Annotated in this window: 10 protein-coding genes; 4 read left to right on the top strand and 6 right to left on the bottom strand. The window is 71.5% G+C overall.

Going from position 1 to position 11,174, the window contains the following annotated elements:
• Window positions 1-144: 144 nt before the first annotated feature.
• The 3 genes from AB0F72_RS04020 to AB0F72_RS04010 all read right to left on the bottom strand — a co-directional run bounded on the left by AB0F72_RS04020 (window position 145) and on the right by AB0F72_RS04010 (window position 3,243).
• Window positions 145-798 (bottom strand): biliverdin-producing heme oxygenase, encoded by a 654-nt coding sequence (locus AB0F72_RS04020; RefSeq protein ID WP_360424726.1) that lies wholly within the window; start codon window positions 796-798, stop codon window positions 145-147.
• Window positions 799-913: 115 nt separating this feature from the next.
• Window positions 914-1,951 carry a DUF916 domain-containing protein gene (locus AB0F72_RS04015; protein WP_360424723.1) on the bottom strand — a complete coding sequence of 346 codons (1,038 nt, stop codon included), beginning with the start codon at window positions 1,949-1,951 and terminating at the stop codon, window positions 914-916.
• 116 nt (window positions 1,952-2,067) lie between these two features.
• Window positions 2,068-3,243, bottom strand: coding sequence for an HtaA domain-containing protein (locus AB0F72_RS04010; RefSeq protein WP_360424720.1), 1,176 nt, complete (start codon window positions 3,241-3,243; stop codon window positions 2,068-2,070).
• 190 nt (window positions 3,244-3,433) lie between these two features.
• Between AB0F72_RS04010 and AB0F72_RS04005 the strand changes: the two genes are divergently transcribed.
• From AB0F72_RS04005 to AB0F72_RS03990, 4 genes are read left to right on the top strand one after another with little or no spacing between them, the layout of a single operon-like run.
• Complete coding sequence (locus AB0F72_RS04005; protein ID WP_360424717.1) at window positions 3,434-4,231, top strand: hypothetical protein; 798 nt, start codon at window positions 3,434-3,436, stop codon at window positions 4,229-4,231.
• Entirely contained in the window at window positions 4,228-5,259 is a 1,032-nt protein-coding gene (locus AB0F72_RS04000) for an ABC transporter substrate-binding protein (protein WP_360424714.1), read from the top strand. The genes AB0F72_RS04005 and AB0F72_RS04000 overlap by 4 nt, the downstream gene beginning before the upstream one ends.
• A gap of 41 nt (window positions 5,260-5,300) precedes the next feature.
• Window positions 5,301-6,320 carry an iron ABC transporter permease gene (locus AB0F72_RS03995; RefSeq protein WP_360424711.1) on the top strand — a complete coding sequence of 340 codons (1,020 nt, stop codon included), beginning with the start codon at window positions 5,301-5,303 and terminating at the stop codon, window positions 6,318-6,320.
• Window positions 6,317-7,072, top strand: coding sequence for a heme ABC transporter ATP-binding protein (locus AB0F72_RS03990; protein ID WP_360424708.1), 756 nt, complete (start codon window positions 6,317-6,319; stop codon window positions 7,070-7,072). The genes AB0F72_RS03995 and AB0F72_RS03990 overlap by 4 nt, the downstream gene beginning before the upstream one ends.
• On the opposite strand, the gene AB0F72_RS03985 is transcribed toward AB0F72_RS03990, so the two are convergent.
• The 3 genes from AB0F72_RS03985 to AB0F72_RS03975 form a co-directional block, all read right to left on the bottom strand.
• On the bottom strand, window positions 7,069-7,854 hold the full coding sequence (locus AB0F72_RS03985; protein WP_360424704.1) for a DNA adenine methylase: 786 nt from the start codon (window positions 7,852-7,854) through the stop codon (window positions 7,069-7,071). The two genes, AB0F72_RS03990 and AB0F72_RS03985, sit on opposite strands and share 4 nt — an antisense overlap.
• A gap of 216 nt (window positions 7,855-8,070) precedes the next feature.
• On the bottom strand, window positions 8,071-8,805 hold the full coding sequence (locus tag AB0F72_RS03980; protein WP_360424701.1) for a FixH family protein: 735 nt from the start codon (window positions 8,803-8,805) through the stop codon (window positions 8,071-8,073).
• A 50-nt stretch (window positions 8,806-8,855) separates the two neighbouring features.
• The gene (locus AB0F72_RS03975) at window positions 8,856-11,102 is read right to left on the bottom strand and encodes a tetratricopeptide repeat protein (protein ID WP_360424698.1); all 2,247 of its coding nucleotides are present in this window, start codon (window positions 11,100-11,102) and stop codon (window positions 8,856-8,858) included.
• Between the last annotated feature and the right edge of the window lie 72 nt (window positions 11,103-11,174).

Here is an 11,174-nt window from a genome sequence, read left to right as displayed (position 1 = left end):
CTCGCACCCTGCTCGGCCGCCAACCATCGCGATCCAGATCGCGAACCGGAGGGGGTGGCGGCGGGCGGGTGGCGGGCAGGCGGGCGGCGGGCGGGCGCTGGGCAGGCGGGCGGCGGGTGGCGGCGGGCGGGCAGGCGGGCGGCGTCAGGCGGCGGCGGGGACGTCCTCGGGCCAGGCCGCGCCGAGCTGGGTGAAGATGGCGCCGTTGAAGCCGAAGGCCAGCTGGGCCTCGGCCAGCACCACCTCCAGCTGCTCCTCCGGCAGATCCAGCGCGTCGAGGCGCTGACGGTACGCGGTCTTGTAGGCCTTCGCGTCAGGGATCTGGTCGAAGCGGTAGAAGTTCGTCGCCGCTGCCGGAAGGCCGTACTTCTCGGAGAGGGTGCGGGCGATCAGCTGGCCGCCGCTCAGGTCGCCGAGGTAACGCACGTAGTGGTGTGCGACGAAGTGCGCCGGGGAGGTGCGGCACTTCTCGCGGAGTCGCTGGGCGTACCGCTGGGTGGCCTCGACCGGCAGGACCTCGGACTCCCAGCCGGCGCCGTGCAGGTGGGCCAGGTCGGCCTCCAGGGCGGGCACCCGGAACAGCGCGGGGTCGGCGAAGGCGCCGGCCACCGGGTCGTCCCGCATCGCCTCGGCGGCCGCTTCCAGCTCACGGTAGATGACCAGGTACTGGGCGGTGAGCTCGGTGAAGCCGGCCACCGGGATGGTGCCCGCCATCAGACGGGAGATGAAGGTCCTTGTCTCGGCCTCACGGTGCTCGACCATGGTGGCGCGACGGATACGGGCTGCGAAACCGGTCATCTCGGCTCGTCCTTCCTGATCTGCGAAGCAGCGGCGAGGCGCCGAGCGGCGGTGCTCAGCGATCGCGGGGTGGAAGCCCTGCCGGACTTCCAGTATCGGGGAACCGGAGTGGTCCTCATTGGGCAGCGGGAACTTCGGCGCCGCGGGCACGCCGCGAGCGCACCTTTCGGCGGACAAGACGGACAATCAGGTAGAGCAGTGCGGCACCGAGCAGGGCGACCAGGGCCCACGGCCACGCCCAGACGCCGGTGCTGCGGGAGACGGCGGGCAGCTGCTCGTCGAAGGAGGCGGGCACGACGCTGACCTCGGCGGCGAGGCGCACCGTCGGCTGCACACCAGTGATCTTTTCAGTGATCGTGACCGAGCCGCCAGGGAGCAGTTCGGGTATCTCCATGGCGTCCGTCCGGGCGAGTCCCCAGCCGAACGGGCCGTTGACACGGACCGCGCCGGAGCCGCTGAGCCGCAGGTTGCCGGTGTTGCGGACCAGGTAGCTGACGCTCATCGTGCCGCCGTCCGCCGGGTTCGCGGCCTGGTGGTACTCCAGCCGTACCGTGTCGATCTTCATGCTGGGCGTGACGGCGCCGGCCACGGTGAGGTAGACGCGGGCCGCGATACGGCGGTCCACCAGCACCTTCTGACCGTTCGCGTCGACCTGCTCCTCGGCGATCGAGGCGATCACCCCGCCGGCGTGGTCACCGGGGGTGGCGTTGTCCGGGATGGTGACCGAGAACGGCACGTCGAGGCGGGTGTTCGCGGGGACCGTGTACTGCTTCGCGCCGAGCCCGATCCACGATCCGATGTCGGTGGGCTGCTGCGCGGCGGCCAGCAGGGCGAACGAGCCGTCGTCGGTGGTGTACGCGTCGGTCCCGTACACGGAGAAGGTCTGGGGCTTGGTGGTGAGGTTGGTGATGCCGACGTAGTCGGTGATCCGCTGGCCGGGGTTGGCGCGCCGGATGATGAAGTCCCGCCCGTCCGGGCCCTTCGCGCTCGACGGCTGCACGGACCAGCGCACACCGGTGTCACCCGGGGCGGCCAGAGCGGGCGCGGCTCCGGGAACGGGCACGGCCGCGAGAGCAGGGGCGGCCGAGACGGGCGCGGCGGCGAAGATCGGCGCCACGGCGAGGGCGGCGGCCAGGAGGCCCCGGACGAACATGTTGCTCCTTACGATGGGGCGGGCCGGCCGGGAATAATTGCGGTATTCCCGGCCGGTTCCTCGCCGCAGATCACGAGATCAGGCGGAGATCACGAGATCAGGCAGAGATCACGAGATCAGGCGAGCGTCAGGGTGAGGACGGCGCTGTACTCACCGGCCGCGCTGGACTCGGGGATGCCGAGCTCGAGGGCGGCGCCGCAGGTGGAGCTGCCGAGGCTGCTGCCGGTCTCCGCGCTGCAGAGGGTGCGGCTGGCGCCGAGGCCGGTGCCGGGCGCGACCGGGTTGCCGGCCGTGACCTTGTTGCTGACGCCGGCGGCGTCGACGAGCGAGCCGTCGACCACCTTGGCGGTCGGCGTCCAGCCGAGGTTGGCGGCCGGGATCTTGCCGCCGCCGGTCGACGAGAAGTCGGTGACCTGGCCGACCAGGTCCCAGCCGGAGTTGGTGCCGCGCAGGTCGCTGACGGTGACGGCGTTGAGCGCGCCGGACGCGGTCTGACCCGGGGTCGCGGCGGAGAGCGCCACGTTGGAGCCGGCCGACGTCAGGGTCAGGGCGCCACCGGTGACCGCTGCCTTGATCGTCTGCGACGCGGAGCTGTTGCCCGGCTCCGGGTCGGTCGGGTCGGTCGGGTCGGTCGGGTCCGTCGGGTCCGTGGGGTCGGTCGGGTCCGTCGGCTCGGTGGTGGCTTCGGCCGAGGCCGTCGCCGTGATCGGGTCGAGCGCCGCGCCGGACGAGTAGAAGCCGGTGAACGCCGTCGCACCCGCGTCGGTGAGGGTGGACGCCAGGTTCGAGAACGAGATGGCGCCGTCGGTGACCGTCGGAGCGGTGGTCACCACCGAAGCGATCTCGGCCTGCTCCTGGTCGGACTGGACGACACCGCCGTTGACCAGCTCGACGTCGGCCTTGAGCGAGCCGGTGCCGTCGCCGTCGACCACGAGGGTCGGGTTGGCGAGAGTGATCTGGAAGAAGTGCGCCGGGTACGAGAACACCACGGTGCCCTTGTAGTTCACTGTCGCGGTTCCGGCGGCGGCGTCGTACGTGCCGCCCTTGGCCGTGAAGTCGAAGGTGCCGTCGGCGTTCCGGGTCGCGCCGTCGCTCAGGGCGATCGGCGGGTTGCCGTTGCCGGTCGAGATGTACGCCCGGAACGACGCCTTGAAACCCCAGTCCAGGCTGCCGCCGGCCACCTTGACCGACGCCGCCTGCGCCGGGCTGATCCCGGTCAGCGCCGCGGCGGCACCGATCGCGATCGCGCCGGCGAACAGTGCGACCCGCTTCGGGCCGTTGGTTGTGCCCATGCTCGTTGTCCTTCCCATGAAGCCCCGCAAAGGCCGGTGAGGCCCCGCAGAGGTCGATGAACCCCCTGCGAGGGCCGGTGAAGCCGATGTAGGCAGACGCTCGCGAGTTCGAGCGAGGTTAGGCTAGCCTCACCTAAACCCGTGATCAAAAGCAAGATCACGCATGCTGAAAAATCGCTGGAGGACTACGGTGCGCATCGGCCGGATAACCGCATTCGCGGCCCTGGCGCTACTGATGGTGGCCGCGTCGGGCACGCCCGCACAGGCCGCGAAACGACTCACGGCCTCGAAGACAAAAGGCTTGGACCGGGCCGGCGAGACGGTCACCGTCACCGGCCGGGGATACGACACCAGCAAGGGCATCTACGTCGCGTTCTGCCTGGACAACGGCGCTGGAGTGATGCCCTCGCCGTGCGGCGGCGGCGCGGACATGTCGGGCAGCTCCGGCGCGTCCGTCTGGATTTCCTCGAACCCGCCGTCCTATGCCGAGGGATTGACGAAACCGTACGGCAAGGGCGGATCGTTCCGGGTGTCCGTCAAGGTCAGTCAGATGATCGGCGATATTGACTGCGCCGTTCGCGGTTGCGCGATCGTTACCCGGAATGATCACACTCGCACCAGCGATCGATCCCAGGATGTCCGCATTCCGGTGCGATTCGCCGCCGCGAAGACCACCGGGGGAACGGCCCAGCCCGCCACCACCGGCGCACCCGCGTCCACGGCCGGGGTGAAGCCCGCCACAACGGCCGCGCCGAGCGGCACCAAGACCCCGGTCGGCCCGCCGACCGGGCGCCTCGCGACGGCCGCTCCCCCGGACGCCGTCGCCACCACCCCCGCCGCGGTCACGGTCGCCGAGCCGATGCTCAGCCGCACCAGCACCGCGACACCACTCGGCCACTGGTGGGCGATCGGCGGCGCGTTCCTCGTCGGCATGCTCGCCACCGTCGTGACCGGCCGGATCCGGCGTCGCAAGCAGGAGAAAGCATGAGAATCCGCCATGTCGCCGTGACCCTCGCGGCGACCGTCGCGCTGACCGCCGGCTGCACCTCGGTGAGCGAGATCGGACCCGAGACGGAGGCGGCGGCAGCCGGCGGCAACGGCTGCGGCGTCACCACCGCGAAGCTCGCGGACGAGAACATCACACCGCTCGCCCCGGCGCCCACCCCGAAACTCCCGGTCACGGTGAACTCCGCCGACAAGCGCGAGGTCACCGTGAAGAGCGCCGACCGCATCCTCGCGGTGAACCTCTACGGCTCGCTCGGCGAGATCGTCTTCAGCCTCGGCCTGGGTGACCGGGTGGTCGGCCGGGACACCTCGACCACGTTCCCGGCCGCGGCGAAACTGCCGCTCGTCACGCCGCAGGGACACGACCTGTCCACCGAGGCGATCCTGAAACTGAACCCGACCGTCCTGATCGCCGACGACAGCATCGGACCGCCGACCGTGCTGAACCAGATCCGCGACGCCGGCATCCCGGTCGTGATCATCGATGACGAGCAGACCCTCGCCGCGGTGCCCGAGCACATCCGGGCCGTCGCGGCGGCGCTCGGCGTCCCCGAGGCCGGCGAGCGGCTGGTCGAACGGGTGCAGTCGGAGATCGACGCGGCCCGGAAGACGGCGCCGGCGGGCGGCACGCCACCGCGGATCGCGTTCCTCTATGTCCGGGGCACCGCCGGGGTCTTCCTGATCGGCGGCAAGGGCGCCGGCTCGGACTCGATGATCGAGGCGATCGGCGCGGTGGACGCGGGCAGTGCCATCGGGCTGAAGAAGTTCCGCCCGCTGACCAGCGAAGGCTTGATCAACGCGGCGCCGGACGTGCTCCTGGTGATGACCGAGGGCCTGAACTCGGTGGACGGTGTGGACGGCCTGCTCAAGCTGCCCGGTGTCGCGCAGACCCCGGCCGGCGTCAACCGCCGGATCGTGGACATGGACGACGGCATCCTGCTCAACTTCGGCGCCCGGACCGGCAAGGCTGTCGAGGCGCTCGCGAAGGCGGTCTACGGCCCGTGCAGCTGACGGAACAGAAGCAGCAAGCGTCCTTCACACCGTACAAAAGGGTGGGTCTGATCGGGGGTCTGGCGGCCGGGCTCGTGATCATCTGCCTGGTGGCGGCCGGGAAGGGTCAGGTGCCGATCGCGCCGGCCGAGGTCGCCGGCTCGCTGCTGCACCGCCTCGGCCTCGACCTCGGTCCGCTGCCCTCGGCGGTGCAGGGGGAGAACGCGCTGTGGCTGGTGCGTTTCCCGCGCGTGGTGCTCGCGGTGATCGTCGGAGCGTCGCTGGGCTGCGCGGGTGCGCTGATGCAGGGCGTCTTCGGCAACCCGCTCGCCGAACCGGGCGTGGTCGGCGTCTCGTCCGGCGCGGCGGTGGGCGCGGCCGCGGCCATCGTCAGCGGCGTCACGATCTTCGGGCCCTGGAGCACCGCGGCGGCCGCGTTCATCGGCGGCATCATCACCACCCTTCTCGTGTACGCGATGTCGCGCTCGGCCGGCCGGACCGAGGTCGTGACGCTGGTGCTGACCGGCGTGGCCGTCAACGCGACGGCCGGCGCGCTGCTCGGCCTGCTGATGTTCATGACCGACGACGACGGCGTCCGGGCCATCGCGTTCTGGCAGCTCGGCAGCCTCGCCCAGGCCACCTGGGGCGCTGTCGCGGTGGCCGGGCCCTGCGCGATCGCCGGTCTCGCGGTGGCCGCCCTCTGCGCCCGCCGCCTCGACCTGCTGGCCCTCGGCGAGCGGCCGGCCCGGCACCTCGGCGTCGACACCGAACGGCTGCGGATCACCGCGATCGTCGCGACCGCGCTGCTCACCGCGTCGGCCGTGGCGTTCACCGGCATCATCAGCTTCGTCGGCCTGGTCGTGCCGCACCTGATCCGGATGGTCGCCGGCCCCGGGCACCGGGTGCTGATCCCGGCGAGCGCCCTGGGCGGCGCGGTCATCGTGGTGACCGGTGACCTGATCGCCCGGACCGCCATCGACTATCAGGAACTACCGCTCGGGGTGCTCACCGCCGTGGTCGGCGGGCCGGCCTTCTTCTGGCTGCTGCGCCGCACCCGGGCCCGCGCCGGAGGCTGGGGATGAGAGCGACCGGAGTATCCGTGCGGCTGGGCGGCCGCGAGGTCGTGGCCGGCGTCGACCTGCACGCCGACCCGGGCGAGGTGGTGGCGCTCGTCGGGCCGAACGGCGCCGGCAAGTCCACCCTGCTCGCGGCGCTGGCCGGCGACGTCGCGTACACCGGCCGGGTGGAGATCGACGGCCGGGAGATCGGTTCCTACAAGGCCGTGGAGCTGGCCCGGCGCCGGTCGGTGCTGCCGCAGAAGGCGACCCTGTCGTTCCCGTTCAACGTCGGTGAGGTGATCCGGATGGGCCGGGCGCCGTGGGCCGGGCGGCCGGAGGGCGACGACGACGAGGACGCCGTCACCGAGGCGATGAAGTGGACCGAGACCAGCGCGTTCGCCGAACGCCCGTTCCCGGCGCTCTCCGGCGGTGAGCAGGCCCGGGTGGCGCTCGCCCGGGTGCTGGCCCAGCGGACGCCGGTGCTGCTGCTCGACGAGCCGACCGCCGCGCTCGACCTGCGCCATCAGGAGCTGGTCATGGCGGCCGCGCGGGCGCGCGCCTCGGACGGTGCGGCGGTGGTGGTCGTCCTGCACGACCTGGGACTGGCCGCCGCCTACGCGGATCGGGCGTATGTGCTGGCCGCGGGCCGGGTGCGGCGGTCCGGGCCACCGGCCGAGGTGTTCACCGGGGAGTTGCTCAGCGACGTCTACCAGCACCACGTCGAGGTGATCGACCACCCCCGGACCGGAACGCCGCTGATCGTGCCGCACCGCTAAGGCTTGATCCAGAGCTTTTCGGTACGGGTGGCGCCCTTCTCCACCTTCGGCGGCTTGAGGGTGACCTGTCGCCACCCCGCCAGGGTCGCGTTGTAGAGGTCGTTGTCGTAGCCGCTGAGGACCACCGGACCGGCATGACGGCGGAGCACGTCGAGCATCTCGACATGTTCCGCCGTCGTCATCTCCTGGCCGTACATTCGCTGGGTGCGCACCTGCGGCAGGTAGGGCGGGTCCGCGTAGATCAGGCAGTCGGCGGCCGAGAAGCGCCGCATCACGTCGACCGCCGGCCGGTTCTCGATCTCCGCCTCGGCCAGGCGCCAGGCCATCGACCGCAGCTCGGCGGGCACCCGGCTCCACCTGTCGGACATCCCCCGGGCCCGCTGCCGCACCCCGCGGGTCTTCCATCCGGTCTTCTTGGCGAGGTCGCTCGCGTGCGCCTGCCAGACCCGCACCACGAACCGGCGGGCGTCCTCGAGCGGGTCGCCGGTGACCACGTCGGAGATCGCGTACTCGTCGCGGGACCAGGGTGTGGCCTCGAGCGCCCAGCACAGTTCCTCGGTGCGATCGCGCAGCATCCGGAACAGGTTGACCACGGCGCCGTTGGTGTCGTTGATGAGTTCGTGAGGTGACGGTTCCTTGGTGAAGAAGACCGCGCCACTGCCGAAATAGGGCTCGAGATAGTGATAATGAGCACCGAAGTGGGCAACCACCGAACCGGCGATGGACCATTTAGCACCGGGATAGCGCAGCGCCGCTGACCTGCGCGGAACCAGCAGCGCCACCGAATCGCACCACCCTGAATGACGGTATTGATATGGTGGACAAGTGCATGTCTAGTGCCAATTAGCACCGTGAAGCGGCCGATAAGGCCTTTTCACCCGTTGGGATTACTTGATGATCCCTGTGCGGGGGTCTCGGACCGCCAGCCGGGACCCCCAGCAAACAAAAAACGGCGGCGCCCCCGGAGAAACAGGGGCGCCGCCGCGGTGCTGTCGGCGTTACTTGACCTTGACGGCGTCGGTCGCCGACGTGGCGGCCTTGGTGCCGTTGCCGGCGTATGCGACCTTCCACGTGCCGGTCTTGGTGGCGGTGAACTTCTTGGAGTACATGCCCTTGCTGTTCGTCTTGACGGTGGCCTTCACCGTGTAGGCCTTGGCACCCGACTTCTTGAAGAGGATCTGCACCTTGGCGCCGGCGAGGACCTTGCCGTCGATCTTCAGGGTGCCCTTCGCGGTGATCTTCTTGCCCTTCTTCACCGGCTCGGGGGACGCGTTCAGCGTGACCTTCGACGGCCGCTTGATCGTCAGGATCTTGGTGAACCCGTCGGTGCTCTCGACCTCATCGCCGACGGCCACGCCGTAGACCGTGGCGGCGTACTTGCCCGGCGCGTACTTGCCGCAGACCTGGAAGACACCCCGGTACGTGGCGGACGTGCCGACCTGCTTGAACTGGACACTGGCGACCGCGGTGTTCTCGTCGGCGATCGGAGTCACATCGACACCGACGCCGCTGAACGTGTAGCCCTCGGTCGGCATCGGTGCGCTCAGGACCGCCGTGGCGGTGACGTTCGTGCAGCCGGCCTTGGAGCTCAGCACAAACGCGCTCTTGCTGAGCGAGACGGACTTGATGGTCACGTTCAGCGCGGCCTGGGCAGGCGCGACGCCGACCAGGACACCCGCGGCGGGAACGGCGGCGAGGAGGGCGGCGAGGGCACGAACGCGTACGGAGGTCATGACGGTCCCAAGATCAGAGTGAAGGGTGGGAGGAGTATAGAACGCTACCGTTACGACGCAACCTGCCCGGACAGCCTCACCCGCGCCCGCTTCTCGTCGTGCGGGCGGTTCAGGTCGCGGGCGAGCTCGATGACCCGGTTCAGCTGGACGGCGGCCTCCTCGGTCCGGCCGGCCGCGAGACACGTCTCCGCGTACTCGTGCAAGCAATCGATCTCCAGCTGGAGCTCGGCCAACGGTTCCAGCAGCTCCAACGCGCGTCGATGCTGGTCCAGCGCCGCCGCCGGCTCACCCCTGGCCCGCAGCGCGACACCCAGGTAGTTGTGGCACCAGGCCCGGTTGTGGGCGACGTCGTTCTCCTCGGCGAGCCGCAGCGCCTCGTGGAGCGCCGGCAGCGATTCCTCGTCCGGGGCGAGCGCCAGACCGAGCGTGACCAGGCCGGTGATCCGCGCCGGGCCCTCGGCCAGGTCGAGGGACTGCCGGGCGAGCGCGACCGCTTCGGCACGCCGGCCCAGGCGCAGGGTCACCCAGCCCTCGAACGCCAGGGCCTGCGCCTGACCGGCCCGGTTGCCCTCCGCGGCGAACCGCTCCCGCGCCTGCCGGAAGTGCGCCCGCGCCGGTTCCCACGCGCCGAGGTCCCGCTGCACGAACCCGATGCGCAGCGCGAGGCCGGCGTCCTCGCGGACGTTTCCGGCCTCCTCGCGGATCTTTCCGGCTTCCTCGTACGCGGCGAGCGCCTCGTGCGGACGGCCCGCCGCGGCCCGGGTCCACCCCAGATCGGACAGCAGCGAAGCCCGCTGGGCGTTGCGGCCGAGCCGTCCGGCGGCTGCCGCGGCCGCCTCCAGCAGGCGCGCCTGATCCTCGGTGCCGCGCCGCCGGAAGAACCAGACCCGCAGCGCCTGCGGCAGTTCCGCTGTCACCTCGTCCTCGCCGAGCCGGACCGCGGCGTCGACGCAGGCCACCAGGTTGGGGTACGCCAGGTCGAACCAGGCGGTCGCGGCGGCCGGATCGCCCGGCGCCGGTTCCGCACGGTACGGCGACGGCAGCATCCGCTCGTGATCCCGAGCTCGCTCCAGATAGTGCCGCAGCGCCCGCCGCACCGCCGCGTCCGCCTGCGGCTCCTCCTCGGCGGCCAGGTCGGCGGCGTACTGCCGGATCAGGTCGTGCATCCGATAGCGGCCGGGCGACGTCTCCTGCAGCAGGTGGGCGTCGACCAGCTCCTCCAGCGCCGCCGCCACCGCGGCCGGCGGCATGCCGGTGAGCGCCGCCGCCACCGCCCTGTCGAAGTCGGCGCCCGGGAGCACGCCCAGCAGCCGGAAGGTACGGCGGTCAGCCGAGTCCAGTTGCCGCAACGACATCCCGAACACGGCGTCGAACCGGTTCGTCGCGTCGCGCAGCCGCTCGGCCAGCACGGCCACCGTCCATCCTGGCCGATGTCGCAATCGGGCCCCGGCCATCCGCAACGCCAGCGGCAGACCGCCGCACTGCCGCAGCACCTGCTCCACGTCCGGGTCGTCGGCCTCCGCCAGGCCGGCCGCGCGGCGGAACAGGCTCGCCGCCTCGGCACCGGCCAGCGGCGTCAGCGAGACCGGCGGCACCCCGTCCAGGCTGACCAGGCGGTATCGGCTCGTGACCAGGACCGCCGACCGGCCGGCGCCGGGCAGCAGCGGGCGCACCTGGTCGGCGTCGGCCGCGTTGTCGAGCAGCACCAGCGCCCGCCGACGGGACAGCTCCGAGCGCCAGAGCGCCGCGCTTTCGGTCAGGCTCGCCGGGATACGGGTGACGTCCAGGGCGGTGAGCAGCCGGCCCAGCGCGGTCTGCGGGTCCAGCGGCTCCTCCCCCGGCGTGAAGCCCCGCAGGTCCAGGTAGAGGCCGCCGTCCGGGAAGGCCGGGGCCAGCTGGTGCGCCACGTGCACGGCCAGGCTCGTCTTACCCACGCCAGCCATGCCGTCGATGGCGACTGCTCCGACCGTACCCAGGAGGATTTTGACTGATTCTGATTCTGCGTCTCGGCCGGTGAAGTCGAACAGGTCGGCGGGCAGGTCGTTGCGGCGCGGCGCCGGGGCCCGGCCCGCCTTGGCGGCCTCCGCCCACACCGCGCGTAGCGGGCGGGGATCGCGGCCGACGGCACGGCAGAGCGCCACCACGGCCTCCCACGGCGGCACCAACTGGCCGTTCAGGTAGCGCGACAGCGACGAGCTGCTCAGGCCCGCGTCGCGGGCGAGCGCCCGCAGGCTCAGCCCGCTCAGCTCCCGGATCCGGACGAGCTGGGACACCAGTCGTTCGTGCGGGCTGGACACGTGCAACACCGTACCGTCCCGGCCCATCGATCCGCGTTACGCCTCGTTTGCGCTGGTAGCGACGGCGCGAGT

The sequence above is a fragment of the Actinoplanes sp. NPDC023936 genome (genome assembly GCF_040639325.1).
Classification (GTDB): Bacteria; Actinomycetota; Actinomycetes; order Mycobacteriales; family Micromonosporaceae; genus Actinoplanes.
This window is presented reverse-complemented; position numbering and strand designations above follow the sequence as displayed.

Excerpts from the sequence above, each read along its gene's own strand:
- AB0F72_RS04020 (WP_360424726.1), bottom strand. The coding sequence starts at position 798 with ATGACCGGTTTCGCAGCCCGTATCCGTCGCGCCACCATGGTCGAGCAC.
- AB0F72_RS04015 (WP_360424723.1), bottom strand. The coding sequence starts at position 1,951 with ATGTTCGTCCGGGGCCTCCTGGCCGCCGCCCTCGCCGTGGCGCCGATC.
- AB0F72_RS04010 (WP_360424720.1), bottom strand. The coding sequence starts at position 3,243 with ATGGGCACAACCAACGGCCCGAAGCGGGTCGCACTGTTCGCCGGCGCG.
- AB0F72_RS04000 (WP_360424714.1), top strand. The coding sequence starts at position 4,228 with ATGAGAATCCGCCATGTCGCCGTGACCCTCGCGGCGACCGTCGCGCTG.
- AB0F72_RS03990 (WP_360424708.1), top strand. The coding sequence starts at position 6,317 with ATGAGAGCGACCGGAGTATCCGTGCGGCTGGGCGGCCGCGAGGTCGTG.
- AB0F72_RS03980 (WP_360424701.1), bottom strand. The coding sequence starts at position 8,805 with ATGACCTCCGTACGCGTTCGTGCCCTCGCCGCCCTCCTCGCCGCCGTT.